The following is a 16,398-nucleotide window of genomic DNA, read 5'->3' as shown; positions in this document are numbered from 1 at the left end:
GGGCGGTCGTATGAAGAGACAGTTACATGTTATAACAACAGGTCAGCAAGAGATGAATGAAATGATCAGTATTTCATTGGCCGTCAGATCTTATATTGATTTTCTCCACATCAGGGAAAAAACCTGGACAGCAAGGGAATTGGCAGAGGCTGTCACATTATTGATAGAGGGAGGCCTTCCTCCTGAAAAAATCATCATCAATGACAGAGTGGATGTGGCTTCTATAATGGGGATCCGCGGTGCTCATCTTGGCTGTCATAGCTTAAGAGTCTCGGATGTGAAAAGGAGCTTCCCCGACTTGAAGGCAGGGAGGTCTGTTCATTCAGTGTATGAAGCGGTCTCCCTCCAAGTTGAGGGAGCGGATTACCTTGTATATGGAAACGTATTCAGCACCCCTTCTAAAAAGGGAAAGGATGGAATGGGAACAAAGAACCTTAAAGCGGTAGTGGATGCAGTGGACCTTCCTGTCATTGCAATCGGCGGCATCAAACCGGGAAACACAAAGGATATCATCTGCACGGGTGCGGCAGGCATAGCGGTCTTGTCCGGTATTTTCCTGGCCGAAGACCCGGAAAGCACCGCATACGAATATCGGATGAATCTGGAAGGAGGCGGGGGTTTTTGAGTAAGTCCTATGATGTCATTATTGTGGGCGCTGGTGTAATTGGATGTTCAATCGCCTACCAGCTGAGCAAAAGAAAGAAAAAAGTACTCCTTATTGAGAAGAACAAAATAGGAGGTGAAGCATCATCTGCAGCAGCAGGTATGCTGGGGGTGCATAGTGAATTCATTGGTGACCAAAATTTATTGAACGCTGCTTTAAGAAGCAGGGATATGTTCACGGAGCTGTCACGAGAGTTAAAGGAAATAAGCGGAATAGACATAGAACTTTCACATAATGGGATGATCAAACCTGCCTGTTCAGAAATTGAAAAAGGCCAAATGATGAAAATCTTGCAGCTAAGTACAGATGTTGAGTGGCTGTCGGAAGAAGACGTGGCAAGATTAGAACCAAAGTTATCAAAAGGGAATCATCACGGTGGCTTGTATGCATACAGGGACGGAAATGTTTCTGCAGGCAAACTTACCCGGGCTCTTGCAAAATCAGCCGTGAAACTCGGTGCATACATACAGGAATACACACCAGTTATAAGCTTTCTCATGGAAAGGAACAGATGCATCGGAGTGAAGACTTTACATGAAACGTATCATTCCCAGGAAGTGATCGTCGCAGGGGGAGCTTGGAGCAGCAAGATACTGAGAGGTGCCGGGTTTGAAATATGCGGATTACCAGTTAAAGGTGAGTGCGTTTCAGTTAGTGCTTGTAAACAGCTGGTGGAAAGGACAATCTTCACAAAAGAATGCTACATTGTCCCAAAACGGGGGAATCACTATTTGGTCGGGGCAACCGAACATCCGCATACTTTTGATTCGAAAGTTTCAGCCGGAGGGATTCATCATCTATTGGGAAAAGCCATCGATTTGCTCCCTGATCTTGCATTTGCCAGATTGGAGAAATCCTGGGCGGGTGTAAGGCCGAAAACGGACCGCTTTCTGCCTTACATAGGCAGGCTTCCGGGGCGGGAATGTCTTGCTGTTGCAACCGGACATTACAGAAACGGCATTCTGCTCGCACCCCTTACTGGAATATTAATGGCAGATTTAATCGACAGCATAGAGATTGATCCCATTTTCGGATTCCATCATGAAAGGATGTTGAAATAAATGAGAGTGAAAATGAATGGGCAGTATGTCCAGCTCCCCGCTGACCTGTCGTCCATCGCAGATTTGATCAATCACTTTTCATTAAGTGACCGTATACTCATCGTTGAACTGAATGGAGAGATCAAAGACAAAAAACAGTATGACACGACAATGATTAATGAAATGGATTCTATTGAATTCGTACATTTTGTAGGAGGCGGATGAGATGTTAAAGATAGGAAACTATGAATTTCAGTCAAGGTTGCTCCTTGGTACAGGTAAATATCCTGATTTTGAAACCCAGCAAAAAGCAGTGGACGAGTCAGAAACAGAAATCCTTACATTCACTGTTCGGCGAATGAATATATTCGAAGAGCACCAGCCCAACCTGCTTGAACGGCTGGATCTTTCTAAGTATTCCCTTCTCCCTAATACAGCGGGAGCGAAAACCGCCAAGGAAGCGGTAAGGCATGCAAAACTGGCACGGGCTTCAGGTTTGTGTGACATGGTAAAGGTTGAGGTGATAGGGTGCGCCAAGACCCTCCTTCCCGATCCAGTCGAAACAATACTAGCCACAGAAGAACTTGTTAAAGAAGGATTCACTGTCCTTCCATATATCTCTGATGATGTCGTGCTTGCAAGAAGACTGGAGGAAGCGGGAGCGCACGCCATTATGCCTGGAGCTTCCCCGATCGGTTCTGGACAAGGAATACTGAATCCGGTCAACCTGCGCTTTATCATCGAGCAGTCAAACGTCCCTGTCATTGTCGATGCAGGGATTGGTTCTCCGGCGGATGCTGCATATGCGATGGAGCTCGGTGCGGATGGAATCCTATTGAATACAGCTGTTTCCTCTGCAAAAGACCCGGTTAAAATGGCTGAAGCGATGAAGCTTGCTGTCAAGGCAGGCAGGATGGGATACGATGCAGGCAGGATGACCAAAAAGCTATATGCATCAGCAAGCAGTCCGATGGAGGGAATCGTCGGGTGAGAAGTGAACGATATTCAAGACAAACGTTATTTGCGCCAATTGGAGATAAGGGGCAGTTGAGCATTTCCTCCAAGAATGTTCTGGTTATAGGTGCCGGGGCACTTGGCACCGGTTGTGCAGAAGCGCTGGTCCGTGCAGGCGTCGGCAAAATAACGATCGCCGACCGAGATTATGTGGAATGGAGTAATCTCCAAAGGCAGCAGCTATACACGGAGAGTGATGCAGTGGACAGCATGCCAAAAGCCGCGGCAGCAATGAAACATCTAATGAAGATCAACTCAGACGTCGAAGTTGAGGCGCATATTATGGATGTGGGTCCCAATGACTTACGGCGTCTTACGGAAAATACTGACCTTATCATTGACGCCACGGATAATTTCGATATCAGGCTGATGATCAACGATATCTCCTTTCAGAAGAAGATCCCTTGGATCTACGGGGGATGTGCAGGAAGTTATGGGATTACCTGTACATTCCTGCCAGGAAGGAGCCTCTGTCTCAATTGCCTTATGGAAGACATCCCATCATCGAGTATGACGTGTGACACTGCAGGTATTATTTCTCCTGCAGTTTCGCTGGTTGTTTCCTTTCAAGTCTCCGAGGCATTGAAGATTTTGGCTGGTGATATAAGTGCGGTACGACAAACACTTATATCATTTGATTTGTGGAAAAATGAGTACAGCTCCTTAGATGTGCAAAGATTGAAGAAACGGGGCTGTCCCACTTGCGGTGCAGATCCCCGTTATCCTTATCTTCAATACGATAACCAGCTGAAAACAGCGGTTTTATGCGGCAGGGACGCCGTGCAGATCCGTCCTTCCAAAATGGTGGATGTTGATTTGGAGCACATGGCATCACAGCTGCAAAGACATATGGACAGAGTAGACAGAAATCAATATCTCCTTGCCTGTCAAACCGGAAAGCACCGTATTGTTCTGTTCAGGGACGGCCGGACACTCATCCACGGAACGAAAGATATAACCGAAGCAAAGTCGCTTTATCATAGATACTTAAACTGATTTGATAAGGCCCGTCTTCCTTGATAAAGGGGGACGGGCCTTCATCATATCTTTTTTAAACGCATCATAAACTGTAATAAGCCTTTAGGCAGCAAGGTTTAACATCATTGAAAAGGAGGTTTTATCATGGATGTGTGGATCGTATTGTTGAATCTTCTGATGTTTATCGTTCTTATTGGTGTTTTATTTTATTTACAAAAAAAGAAGGTTTCATTTTCGAAAAGGGTCTTTACAGCCCTCGGTCTGGGGATTTTATTCGGCTTCGCCCTGCAATGGTTATATGATCCCGCTGATGAAAATCTGACTCAGTCGATCGATTGGTACAATATTATCGGCAGCGGCTATATCAAACTACTGCAAATGATCGTGATGCCGCTGGTTTTCGTTTCAATCATTTCCGCTTTTACAAAATTGAAACAATCGCATAACCTCGGCAGGATTTCCGTATTGATACTTGGTCTTCTCGTTGGGACCACTGCCGTTGCAGCTGCTGTTGGAATTGCAACCACCGCTGCATTTGATCTTGAAGCCATTCAAATCGAACAGGGTGATGCGGAGGCTGCCAGAGGGATGCAACTGGAGGAACGTGCAGCTGCCATGGAAGGTCAGGGTTATCCACAGAAAATTCTCGAACTCCTTCCGGCGAATCCATTTTATGACTTCACCGGCCAGCGTGCAACATCCACGATTGCCATCGTCATTTTTGCCGCTTTTATAGGAGTTGCCTATCTTGGGGTCCAGAGAAAAGAACCGGAGGCCGCAGCCAGTTTCAAAAAAATCGTAGATTCCATTTATGCCGTTGTCATGAGAGTCGTTACTTTGGTGCTGCGGTTGACTCCATACGGTGTGCTGGCCATTATGGCGAAGACTATCGCCCTCAGTGACTTCGATGCTATAGCAAAACTGGGTGAATTTGTGGTTGCCTCCTATGTTGCTCTTCTTGTTATGTTCGCCATTCATTTGCTCATGTTGACGCTTTCGGGTCTTAATCCACTGACGTATGTAAAGAAAGTATTGCCTGTCCTTACTTTTGCATTCACATCCAGATCCAGTGCGGGGACGCTGCCATTGAATATTCATACCCAGACGAAGAAGCTTGGTGTTTCTGAAGGAATCGCCAATTTCTCCGGTTCGTTCGGTCTGTCAATCGGTCAAAACGGGTGTGCCGGTGTATATCCTGCCATGCTTGCCGTCATGATTGCTCCTACTGTAGGGATAGATCCATTGACCCCTTCTTTCATATTGACGCTTATCTTAATTGTTGCCATTTCCTCATTCGGGGTAGCCGGAGTGGGAGGAGGAGCCACTTTTGCCGCCATTCTCGTGTTGTCAGCGATGGACCTTCCTATTGCTCTCGCTGGTCTCCTGATCTCCATCGAACCACTGATTGATATGGGCAGGACTGCCGTAAATGTCAGCGGAGCGATGACTGCAGGGGTCATTACAAGTAAGGCGACTGGAGAATTGGATACTGGCTTATATCAGAATGCTGATATTGCTGAAGAATAATTTGCAGGAAGATTTATTTAAATATTGAGATGAATCCGGGGAATGCTACATTGTGTATGCATTCCTTTTTTAAATGTCGTTTTTCAGTCACTAGTGATTGAATAATAAGTTTGGAGGTCTCAATCTTGTCAGTAGAAACAATCTCAGTAAAAGAAATCGCAAAAAAAGTCATGCGCAATGAAAGAGCATTCATACTGGATGTCCGAAAAACAGGGGATTTTGATGATTGGAAAGTGGAGGGGAAATCAATCGAGGTCTTCAATACACCTTTTAGCGAGTTAACGGATGGGATTGATCCCATCGTTGAACACCTGCCAAAAGATGAGCCGATTTATGTCATCTGTTCAAAAGGAAATTCCTCGAAGAAAGCCGCCGAGAAGATTGCAGAATATGGATATGATCAAGTGTATTCAATTGAAGGAGGCATGCAGGCGTGGAGTGAACATTTAGAGCCTGTGAAAATCGGTGAACTTAATGGAGGAGGCTCAATTTATCAATTTGTCAGAATCGGAAAAGGCTGCCTCTCCTATTTTATTGAATCTAATGGAGAAGCGGCAGTAGTCGATGCAACCAGGATGACTCAGGTCTTCGAAAACTTTGCACAGGAAAAAGGGGTTAAGATAAAAGCGCTGATTGATACCCATCTTCATGCAGATCATATTTCAGGAGGCAGGAAGCTGGCTGAGTCAGCGGGAGCCCAGTATTATCTTCCTCCAAAGGATGCCGGGGAGGTGACATTCGAGTTCACGGCTCTCGAAGAAGGGAAAGACATCGGTATTGGGGATTCCGTTATTACCATACATCCTGTGTATTCACCCGGCCACACGATCGGCAGCACCTCTTTGATTATCGATGAAGCTTATTTACTGACTGGTGACATTTTGTTCATCGATTCAATCGGAAGGCCGGATCTCGCCGGAAAAGCAGGTGACTGGGCAGATCATCTCCGGGATACTTTATATGAAAAGTATGCGTCATTGGATAAAAATTTGATCGTGCTCCCTGCCCATTTCATGACGATCAATGAATTGAACGGTGATGGCAGTTTCTCTGAGAAACTGGGAGTGTTGTATCAAAAAAATCACGGGCTGAATATTCGAGACGAAGGAGAGTTCAGGAAAGCGGTCAGTGAAAACCTCCCGCCTCAGCCGAATGCATACCAGGAAATCAGGGAAACCAATATGGGGAAGATCGCCCCGGATAACGAAAAGCAACGGGAAATGGAGATCGGGCCGAATCGGTGTGCAATCAAATAATCATATAAAAACACGAACGAAAATATAAAAAGAATAAAAAATGTTTGTTTTTCGGCTTTACAACTTATTTGATTACCTTTATACTAACGGTAATCAAATACACATTCACTCATATAATCGCGGGGATATGGCCTGCAAGTTTCTACCGGATGACCGTAAAGCATCCGACTATGGGTGAGCGATGGACTGCATGCATATTCTGTTTGCTTTCTTTACCTTTTACGTATACCTGAAGGTCATTGTTCACTCATTTTCTGAGTGTCTATGGTCTTCAGGTTTTTTGTTTTTTTTATTATGCCAGTTATGATCCGAAGGGAGCAGATCGAAATGGAATTATTGAAAAAGAAAATGATTGAAGAAGGTGCCGTATTATCAAATCATGTCCTGAAGGTTGACTCGTTTTTAAACCATGGGGTGGATCCCGTCTTGATGGACGCGGTCGGAAAAGAATTTGCAAAAAGGTTCAAAGATCAAGCCATAACAAAAGTATTGACCATTGAATCATCCGGCATCGCCCCTGGATTAATGGCTGCATTGACTCTTGGGGTGCCGATGGTCTTCGCACGCAAACGCAGATCGCTGACACAGTCGGAAGATCTCGTCACAGCGAAGGTTTATTCCTTCACAAAACAGGAAGAAAATACGATCTCTGTATCGGGCAAATACATACACGGCGGTGACAATATCCTTATCATCGATGACTTTTTGGCAAACGGACAAGCTGCTCTTGGACTGGTCGAACTTGCAGAAAAGGCCGGTGCCAACATTGCAGGAATCGGGATTGTCATTGAGAAGTCCTTCCAGGATGGTGGAAGGCTGTTGAGGGAGAAAGGCTTCCGCGTAGAATCTCTGGCAGAAATAGAATCACTCGAAGATGGGATTATTTCATTTAAACAAAGTAAAGCAGAGGAGGCGGCTCATTCATGAAAAATGTATCACTCGGAATCCAGCACGTCCTTGCCATGTATGCGGGAGCGGTCATTGTACCCCTGATTGTCGGAGGCGCTTTGGGCTTATCAGGTGAAGAGCTGACCTATCTCGTTTCAATTGATATTTTCATGTGTGGAATAGCAACGATTCTTCAAGTTTGGAAAAATAGATTTTTCGGCATCGGCCTTCCGGTAGTCCTCGGCTGTACCTTCACAGCCGTCGGTCCGATGATTGCAATCGGCGGTCAGTACGGCATTTCAGCCATCTATGGATCCATTCTTGTTTCGGGTGTATTCGTCATTATAATCAGTAAGTACTTCGGCAAACTGGTCCGATTTTTCCCGCCTGTTGTCACGGGATCGGTTGTCACGATTATCGGGATCACACTCATCCCGGTTGCCATGAATAATATGGCCGGCGGTGAAGGAAGCAGTAATTACGGGTCACTGACAAATCTGTCGCTGGCATTTGGCACTTTACTGATCATCCTTGTTCTTTACAAGTTTTTCACAGGGTTCATTCGCTCGATCTCCATTCTTGCAGGATTGATCATAGGAACCGCGGCTGCTTCTTTCATGGGGATGGTCGATGTCAGTGAAGTAGGGAATGCCTCCTGGTTCCATATGGCACAGCCTTTTTATTTCGGTCTTCCGACTTTTGAACTTTCAGCGATTTTGACGATGATATTGGTCGCGATGGTAAGTCTTGTAGAATCGACAGGAGTTTACTTTGCCCTGGCTGATATTTGTAAAAAAGACGTGGAAGAAAAGGATCTGGCAAGGGGGTACCGGGCCGAGGGGCTGGCCATCGTCCTCGGCGGCCTCTTCAATGCCTTTCCTTACACCACCTATTCACAAAATGTAGGGCTGCTTCAATTATCGGGTGTCAAGAAGAACCACATCATCTATTTAACCGGTGCCTTTCTTGTCGTCCTCGGACTTGTACCCAAAATAGGCGCGATGACGACCATCATCCCTGCACCGGTTCTCGGAGGGGCGATGGTGGCAATGTTCGGAATGGTCATCGCCTATGGCATCAAGATGCTCAGCCAAGTGGACTTTTCCTCTCAGGAAAACCTCTTGATCATTGCATGTTCAGTCGGAATGGGGCTCGGGGTGACAGCAGTACCTGAGCTATTCAGCCAGATGCCATCAAGCATCCGGATCCTGACGGATAATGGTATCGTGGCTGGAAGCCTGACAGCAATCTTTTTAAATGTATTTTTTAACGCGGCGAGAAAAAAGCAGCAACCTCTTGTGTTAAAAGAGCAAAAAGCATCATGAAAACTGAAACCCGGAGCATGGGTCATCATGCTCTGGGTTTTTTATTTGCTGGGAAAAAAGGTGTTTCCTCCAGGTGTAAAAACTAGGAATATATTCCTTTTTGACTGAAATGTTATTGAAATATTCTGAAATAAAATCTATAATATTAAGAAAATTTAAACAATTTTTCCTATAAAGGAGGTGAGAACAATATGAACGTATACGTCTCGGTGGATATGGAGGGAATCACAGGACTGGTTGACCATACACAAGTGGATTCATCTAAACATAATTACGAACGAGGAAGAGCCATCATGACAGAAGAAGCCAATGCTGTCATTCATGCCGCTTTTGACAGCGGATGCAGTGAGGTTTTAGTCAATGACAGCCATTCTCAAATGAACAATCTGTTAATTGAAAAGCTGCACCCTGAAGCGAAGTTGATATCCGGAGGAGTAAAGCCATATTCGATGGTCCAAGGGCTGGATGAAACGTTCCAAGGTGCTTTTTTTGTTGGGTATCATGCAAGGGCATCCATGAAGGGAGTCATGTCCCACTCTATGATTTTCGGTGTCAGGCATATGTACATAAACGATAAAGCCGTTGGAGAAATGGGTTTCAATGCTTATGTGGCCGGGTACTTCGGTGTCCCTGTCCTGCTGGTTGCCGGTGATGATCAGGCCGCACTGGAAGCGGAGGAACTCATACCGAATGTGACGACTGCCATTGTTAAGGAGACGATCTCCCGCTCAGTTGCAAAGAGTCTGACACCGTCAAAATCACAAGAGCTGTTAATGATAAAAACGGAACAAGCATTGCAAAATCGTCAAAAAGTCAAACCGCTCATCCCTCCTGATCATCCTGAACTCAAAATCGAATTTGCCAATTATGGACAGGCAGAATGGGCAAGTATGATGCCCGGAACCGTTCACGATCCCGGCACGACGATCGTCCGCTTTAAGGCAAAGGACATTTTGGAAGCTTATCGCGCGATGGTGGTCATGACCGAACTGGCGATGAAAACGACATTCTGTTAGAAAGTGTGAAAATGAATGGGTACATATTTGGTTAAACGGCTTATTGCCATGGGCATTACATTGTGGCTGATTGTCACACTTACCTTTTTCCTGATGCATGCCATTCCGGGTTCCCCTTTCAATGAAGAAAGGAACACCAGTGAAATGGTACAGAAAAACCTGGAAGCGCACTATCATCTTGACGAACCTATACTTGTTCAATACGGACTCTATCTAAAATCACTTGTTACATTGGATTTCGGTCCATCAATCACCCAGCCCTCACAAACCGTGAACGATCTGCTGGGGAGGGGGTTCCCGATCTCTTTTGAACTGGGTATGATCACGCTTGTAATAGCGGTGCTCTCAGGGATCATCCTCGGAATACTGGCTGCGCTTCGTCACAACCGCATGATTGATTATATGGCCATGACATTTGCGGTACTTGGTATTTCGATTCCGAACTTCGTCATGGCAACGTTGTTGATCCAGCAGGTCGCTGTTAACTGGGAGATCCTTCCGGTTGCCACATGGACCAGCTGGAAACATATGATCCTGCCGACACTGGCGCTTGCTACCGGCCCCATGGCGATCATCGCCCGGCTGACCCGTTCGAGCATGCTTGAAGTCTTGACTCAGGATTATATACGGACCGCAAGAGCAAAAGGATTGTCACCATTTAAAATTGTCGTCAAGCATGCGCTGCGCAATGCGCTGCTTCCTGTTGTGACCGTCCTCGGTACACTTGCTGCAGGCATTCTGACAGGTACATTCGTCATCGAACAGATCTTTGCAATCCCCGGGATGGGCAAATATTTCGTAGAGAGCATCAATCAGCGTGATTACCCTGTCATCATGGGAACGACGGTATTCTACAGTGCATTCCTGATTGTCATGCTGTTCCTGGTCGATCTTGCGTACGGCTTTTTGGATCCGCGCATCAAGCTGCATAAGAAGGAGGCGAAATAATGGGTGCTCCTCAACAACAAGGTACCAACTTAACAGATGAATCATTGGACAAATGGTTCATCCCAAAAGAAAAAAATAAGGGGGAAGCAGAAGCCGTCGTACGTCCCAGCCTTTCCTACTGGCAGGATGCCTGGCACCGGCTCCTTAAGAATAAACTTGCCATGCTCGGTTTCGTGTTCTTGACCCTATTGATTACAATGGCCGTCATCGGACCCATCATCTCACCCCATGACGTCACGAAGCAGACGCTCGCGAGCCAGAACCTGCCTCCTTCCGGGGAGCATTGGTTCGGGACGGATGATTTAGGACGGGATGTATTCACCCGGACCTGGTACGGGGCCCGCATTTCTTTATTTGTAGGTTTTATGGCCGCATTGATTGATTTTGTCATCGGTATCATCTACGGTGGCATCGCTGGATACAAAGGCGGGAAGACGGATAACGTGATGATGCGCATCGTCGAAATCCTGTATGGTCTCCCATACTTACTTGTAGTGATTCTATTGATGGTCGTCATGGGACCGGGGCTGTCCACCATCATCGTAGCTTTGACGGTCACCGGATGGATCGGAATGGCCAGGATCGTCAGGGGGCAGGTGCTCCAAATCAAGAACTACGAGTTCATCCTGGCATCGAAAACGTTCGGCACGAAAACAGCAAGGATCATCCGCAAGAACCTGCTTCCCAACACAATGGGACCGATCATCGTACAGATGACCCTGACGGTGCCGAGCGCCATTTTCGCCGAAGCATTCCTAAGCTTTCTCGGTCTTGGGATCCAGGCGCCGTATGCAAGCTGGGGCGTCATGGCAAATGACGGATTATCTACGATTCTATCAGGCTACTGGTGGCGTCTCTTCTTCCCGGCACTGTTCATTTCATTGACGATGTTTTCGTTCAATGTCCTGGGTGACGGGCTCCAGGATGCTCTAGATCCAAAGCTGAGGAGGTAAACAACGATGAAAAACAGAGTACTGGCCGTTCAAGACCTTCATGTATCATTCACTACCTATGGAGGGGAGGTCAAAGCGGTCCGCGGCGTGAACTTTCATTTGAATAAAGGAGAAACGCTTGCCATCGTCGGTGAATCCGGGTGCGGGAAGAGTGTAACCTCACAGAGCATCATGAGACTGATCCCGGATCCACCGGGCAGAATCACACAAGGTTCCATTTCATTTAATGGCAGGGACCTGCTCCACCTGTCGGAAAAGGAAATGAGAAGTGTCAGGGGGAAAGATATCTCGATGATCTTTCAGGATCCGATGACGGCCCTGAACCCGACACTCACCATAGGGGAGCAAATCATGGAAGGGATTATGCAGCATGAGAGCATTTCTAAAAAAGGGGCCTCCGAAAAAGCGGTTGACATGCTCAATCTTGTTGGCATCCCTCATCCAGAGGAACGCCTGAAGCAGTATCCACATCAATTCAGCGGCGGGATGAGGCAGCGGATCGTGATTGCGATGGCCCTCGTATGCCAGCCGGATGTTTTGATAGCCGATGAACCGACAACCGCACTCGATGTAACGATCCAAGCGCAGATCCTTGAACTTTTTAAAGAAGTCCAGCGTAAAACAGGTGTCTCCATCATTTTGATCACACATGACCTGGGAGTCGTTGCCCAGGTGGCAGACAGGATCGCTGTCATGTATGCCGGGAAAATTGTCGAGGAAGGAACGAGAAGGGAAATCTTCTATCATCCTCAGCACCCTTATACAAAGGGCCTGTTGAAATCGGTGCCGAGACTCGACCTTGATGGAGCTGAACTTATACCGATAGCGGGTTCCCCGCCGGATTTATTCTCACCGCCGGCAGGTTGTCCATTCTCAGCCCGCTGTGATTACGCGATGGAAGTATGTGACCGGGTTTATCCGGCTAAGACGGAACTTTCAGGGGACCACCATGTTGATTGCTGGCTGCAGGATCCACGTGCAAAAGCGATGCTTTCAACTATCAGTTATAACATACGCTGATAGAATGATAGAAAAAACAAAGAGGGGGAAGAACATGAGAAAGATTTTGTCAATTTTTCTGACAGGGTTACTATTATTTGTACTGGCAGCCTGTACAGCAACAAAGGATGCAGGCAAAGAATCGGACAGCAAAGATGGGAAAGACAGCAGTGAAAAGGTGTTGTATTTGAATAACGGTGCCGAGCCGACTTCATTTGACCCTCCAATCGGATTTGATTCGTATTCCTGGACTGCCCTTAACAACTTGATGGAAGGGCTGACCCGTTTAAATGCCGATCACGAGCCTGAAGGGGCGATGGCAGAAAAATGGGATGTGTCTGAAGATGGGAAAGTGTACACCTTCCATCTCCGTGAAGACGCCAAATGGTCAAACGGTGATGATGTAACCGCCGGAGATTTCGTGTTTGCATGGAAGAGATTACTAAACCCTGAAACCGGGTCTCCTGCTGCATTCCTTGGCTATTTCATCGAAGGCGGCGAGGCTTTCAATAATGGAGAAGGACCGGCAGACGATGTGAAAGTAAAGGCAGTGGATGATAAGACATTCGAGGTGACTCTCACAAGTCCACAGGCTTATTTTTTAAGTGTCATCTCGAATCCTGCATTCTTCCCGATCAATGAAAAGGTTGCAACAGACAACCCTGAATGGTTCGCAGAAGCGGATACGTTCGTTGCAAACGGTCCATTCAAGCTGACTGAATGGGAGCATGACAGCCACTTTGTAATGGAAAAGAATGACCAGTATTGGGATGCTGACTCCGTGAAGCTTGATAAAGTGAACTGGGCGATGGTCAATGATTCAAATACCGATTATCAATTATATAAAACCGGTGAACTTGATACGGCAGACGTACCGGCCGACTTAAGTAAACAGCTGTTCGAAGAAGGGAAAGTGAATGTAGAAGATCAGGCAGGAACCTATTTCTACCGTTTCAACCTGGATAAGGAACCTTTCCAAAACAAAAACATCCGAAAAGCATTCGCGATGGCTGTCGATCAGCAGCAAATGGTTGATTTTGTAACAAAAAATAAAGAAAAGCCTGCTTATGGCTTTGTTTCAAGCGGGTTTAAAGATCCATCCGGCAACGACTTCCGTGAAACGAGCGGAGACCTTGTGAAAACCAATGTCGAAGAAGCAAAAGCACTGCTTGAGAAAGGGATGGAAGAAGAGGGGTACGACAAACTTCCTGAAGTGACACTGACTTACAGCACAAGTGATACCCATCAGAAAATCGCTGAGGCACTTCAGCAAATGTTCAAGGAGAACCTGGATGTCGATGTGAAACTGGCGAATATGGAATGGAATGTGTTCCAGGATGAGCAAAAAGCAGGGAAGTTCCAATTATCCCGAAGCTCTTTCCTGGCCGATTACGGTGATCCAATCAACTTCCTTGAAAACTTCCAGACAGGTCATTCGATGAACCGTACAGCCTGGAGTAATGAAGAGTACGACAATCTGATCAAGCAGGCAAAGAATGAAGCAGATGAAGCGAAACGCTTTGAACTGATGTATAAGGCAGAGAAGATCCTGATGGAAGATATGCCGATCATCCCTATTCACTTCTATAACTATGTATACTTGCAAAACGAAGATGTATCAGGGATTGTCCGTCATCCTGTAGGATACATGGAATTGAAATGGGCAGACAAAAAATAAGATGATTCAAAAGGAGCGGAGAAGATTCTTCAAAAGAGTCTCTCCCTCTTTTTCTACTGAAGGAGTGAAAAAAATGGTGATAAGAGCCCGGAAACTTAAACGGGGAGATACGGTTGGAGTGGTGGCGCCGGCAAGCCCGCCGAAGCAGGAATCGCTCGGTAAAGCTCTTTCCTTTTTGGAAGGTCTCGGCCTGAAGGTGAAACTAGGTTCATCTCTCCACAAAACATATGGCTATTTGGCAGGGACAGACGAAGAAAGAGTTGAAGATATACATACGATGTTCCGTGATCCTGAAATAAAAGCCGTCTTTTGTGCCTGCGGCGGATTTGGTACAGGAAGGATCGCCTCAAAACTGGATTATGAATTGATTGCCGGGAACCCGAAGATTTTCTGGGGTTACAGTGATATTACGTTCCTGCATACTGCTATCCACCAGAACACAGGACTGGTGACGTTCCATGGACCGATGCTGAGCTCGGATGTCGGGTTGAAGGAGGTACATGAAAAGACCAAGGAAACATTCAGGCAGTTGTTTGAGAGTAAACCTGTGGAGTTCTCACCAACGTTGTCCCCCGTGGAAGTGATTGTGGAAGGGAAGGCAGGCGGACCGGTCACAGGGGGAAACCTGACCTTATTGGTGAGTACATTGGGGACGGAATATGAAGTGGACACCAGAGGAAAAATCCTTTTCATCGAAGATCTTGATGAAGAACCCTACAAAGTTGACCGGATGCTAAACCAGCTGAAGATGGCCGGTAAATTCAGGGATGCTGAGGGAATCATCATCGGTGATTTTAAAAACTGTGAACCCGATAAGAGAAAGGAATCCCTTACGCTGGATCAATTATTCGATGAGTATATCAGGAAAGCAGGTAAGCCGGCTCTTAAAGGATTCTATATAGGTCATTCTTCTCCAAGTCTTGCCGTTCCTGTCGGCTCATATGGAAAGATCGATACATCCAGCAAATCATTCATTGTCGAAAGCGGCATAAAGGAAAAGGATGAAGCCTGATGAAAATAGTACAGATTGAAACCTTTCGTGCAGCAGTACCATTGCACACCCCATTCAAGACGGCTCTCCGGACGGTTCATACCGCTGAAGCCGTCGTGGTCAATATCATTTGTGATAATGGGATAAACGGCTGGGGGGAAGCACCTCCTACACTTGTGATAACAGGAGACAGCCTCGAGAGCATCGAATCTGCCGTACTGCATGTTCTGAAACCTGCATTGGTTGGAAAATCCCTACTAAACCATGAATCTATATTTCAGGAGATGCATAAGCTTCTCGTAGGTAACACCAGTGCAAAAGCGGCTGTGGATATGGCCATTTATGATTGTCTGGCACAATATAGCAGACTTCCGCTCTATCAATACCTGGGCGGATACCGGAACAAACTTGAAACAGATTATACCGTCAGTGTGAACAGTCCTTCAGAAATGGCTGAAGATGCCCTGCTGTACAGCATGAGGGGGTTCGATGTCCTGAAGATCAAAGTCGGTAAAGATGAAATCGAAACAGACATCAAACGAATCCAGGCTATCCGGCAGGTAATTGGGGACTCCGTGAAAATCAGGCTCGATGCAAACCAGGGCTGGGAAGCAAAAGCGGCCGTCCGGGCAATCCGGAAGATGGAAGATTTGAATTTAACTATTGAACTGGTGGAGCAGCCTGTTCCCGCCCATGACATTGAAGGGCTGAAGAAGGTCACAGATAATGTGGAGACGCCCATCATGGCTGATGAGAGTGTATTTACACCGCAGCAGGCTTTCCAGGTCCTTAAAACCAGGAGTGCAGACCTTATCAATATTAAATTGATGAAGGCCGGGGGAATCTATCAGGCTCAGAAGATCAACAATCTTGCGGAAGTATGCGGAGTGGAATGCATGGTAGGCAGTATGATTGAAACCCGCCTCGGCATTACAGCTGCCGCCCATTTTGCAGCAAGCAAGAAGAATATCACACGATTTGATTTCGATGCCCCGCTGATGCTGTCAACCGACATCATTGCAGGCGGAATTCAATACAACGGGAAAACCATCACATTCCCGGACTCTCCGGGACTCGGTGTCAAAGCAGTTCAAATACATTGATGCAATAGGAGGAATACA

16 protein-coding genes and 1 riboswitch are annotated in these 16,398 nt (G+C 46.5%); all 16 genes read left to right on the top strand.

Annotated elements, in window-relative coordinates:
- The first annotated feature begins 10 nt into the window (after positions 1-10).
- The 16 genes from AS034_RS12165 to AS034_RS12090 all read left to right on the top strand — a co-directional run bounded on the left by AS034_RS12165 (position 11) and on the right by AS034_RS12090 (position 16,380).
- A complete protein-coding gene (locus AS034_RS12165) occupies positions 11-625 on the top strand; it encodes a thiamine phosphate synthase (protein WP_058298632.1) in 615 nt (204 codons plus the stop codon).
- Complete coding sequence (gene thiO / locus AS034_RS12160) at positions 622-1,725, top strand: glycine oxidase ThiO (RefSeq protein ID WP_058298631.1); 1,104 nt, start codon at positions 622-624, stop codon at positions 1,723-1,725. The genes AS034_RS12165 and thiO overlap by 4 nt, the downstream gene beginning before the upstream one ends.
- A complete protein-coding gene (thiS, locus tag AS034_RS12155; RefSeq protein ID WP_032088481.1) occupies positions 1,726-1,929 on the top strand; it encodes a sulfur carrier protein ThiS in 204 nt (67 codons plus the stop codon).
- Between the two features lies 1 nt (position 1,930).
- Positions 1,931-2,695: a thiazole synthase gene (locus AS034_RS12150; protein WP_058298630.1), complete on the top strand. Its 765-nt coding sequence runs from the start codon at positions 1,931-1,933 to the stop codon at positions 2,693-2,695.
- Positions 2,692-3,714 carry a ThiF family adenylyltransferase gene (locus AS034_RS12145; RefSeq protein WP_058298629.1) on the top strand — a complete coding sequence of 341 codons (1,023 nt, stop codon included), beginning with the start codon at positions 2,692-2,694 and terminating at the stop codon, positions 3,712-3,714. Before AS034_RS12150 ends, AS034_RS12145 begins: the two co-directional genes overlap by 4 nt.
- Before the next feature lie 159 nt (positions 3,715-3,873).
- On the top strand, positions 3,874-5,223 hold the full coding sequence (locus AS034_RS12140; RefSeq protein WP_419184985.1) for an L-cystine transporter: 1,350 nt from the start codon (positions 3,874-3,876) through the stop codon (positions 5,221-5,223).
- A gap of 125 nt (positions 5,224-5,348) precedes the next feature.
- Entirely contained in the window at positions 5,349-6,479 is a 1,131-nt protein-coding gene (locus tag AS034_RS12135) for an MBL fold metallo-hydrolase (protein ID WP_058298627.1), read from the top strand.
- Positions 6,480-6,568: 89 nt separating this feature from the next.
- A riboswitch (purine riboswitch) is annotated at positions 6,569-6,670 on the top strand.
- 136 nt (positions 6,671-6,806) lie between these two features.
- Positions 6,807-7,406, top strand: a complete 600-nt coding sequence (locus AS034_RS12130) for a xanthine phosphoribosyltransferase (protein WP_058298626.1) — start codon at positions 6,807-6,809, stop codon at positions 7,404-7,406.
- Entirely contained in the window at positions 7,403-8,692 is a 1,290-nt protein-coding gene (locus AS034_RS12125) for a nucleobase:cation symporter-2 family protein (protein ID WP_058298625.1), read from the top strand. The genes AS034_RS12130 and AS034_RS12125 overlap by 4 nt, the downstream gene beginning before the upstream one ends.
- 191 nt (positions 8,693-8,883) lie before the next feature.
- Positions 8,884-9,708 carry a M55 family metallopeptidase gene (locus AS034_RS12120; protein WP_058298624.1) on the top strand — a complete coding sequence of 275 codons (825 nt, stop codon included), beginning with the start codon at positions 8,884-8,886 and terminating at the stop codon, positions 9,706-9,708.
- A gap of 15 nt (positions 9,709-9,723) precedes the next feature.
- Positions 9,724-10,656, top strand: a complete 933-nt coding sequence (locus tag AS034_RS12115; protein ID WP_058298623.1) for an ABC transporter permease — start codon at positions 9,724-9,726, stop codon at positions 10,654-10,656.
- Complete coding sequence (locus AS034_RS12110; protein ID WP_032088490.1) at positions 10,656-11,609, top strand: ABC transporter permease; 954 nt, start codon at positions 10,656-10,658, stop codon at positions 11,607-11,609. The genes AS034_RS12115 and AS034_RS12110 overlap by 1 nt, the downstream gene beginning before the upstream one ends.
- A gap of 6 nt (positions 11,610-11,615) precedes the next feature.
- On the top strand, positions 11,616-12,629 hold the full coding sequence (locus AS034_RS12105) for an ABC transporter ATP-binding protein (protein ID WP_032088491.1): 1,014 nt from the start codon (positions 11,616-11,618) through the stop codon (positions 12,627-12,629).
- A gap of 34 nt (positions 12,630-12,663) precedes the next feature.
- Positions 12,664-14,286, top strand: a complete 1,623-nt coding sequence (locus AS034_RS12100; protein ID WP_058298622.1) for a peptide ABC transporter substrate-binding protein — start codon at positions 12,664-12,666, stop codon at positions 14,284-14,286.
- Positions 14,287-14,359: 73 nt separating this feature from the next.
- The gene (locus tag AS034_RS12095) at positions 14,360-15,298 is read left to right on the top strand and encodes a S66 peptidase family protein (RefSeq protein WP_058298621.1); all 939 of its coding nucleotides are present in this window, start codon (positions 14,360-14,362) and stop codon (positions 15,296-15,298) included.
- The gene (locus AS034_RS12090) at positions 15,298-16,380 is read left to right on the top strand and encodes a dipeptide epimerase (RefSeq protein WP_058298620.1); all 1,083 of its coding nucleotides are present in this window, start codon (positions 15,298-15,300) and stop codon (positions 16,378-16,380) included. Before AS034_RS12095 ends, AS034_RS12090 begins: the two co-directional genes overlap by 1 nt.
- Positions 16,381-16,398 lie beyond the last annotated feature (18 nt).

Origin of the sequence: [Bacillus] enclensis (assembly GCF_001456935.1) — a bacterium.
Taxonomy (GTDB): domain Bacteria; phylum Bacillota; class Bacilli; order Bacillales; family Bacillaceae_B; genus Rossellomorea; species Rossellomorea enclensis.
Note: the sequence above shows the minus strand (reverse complement) of the source record. Positions and strands in the feature narration are given on the sequence as shown.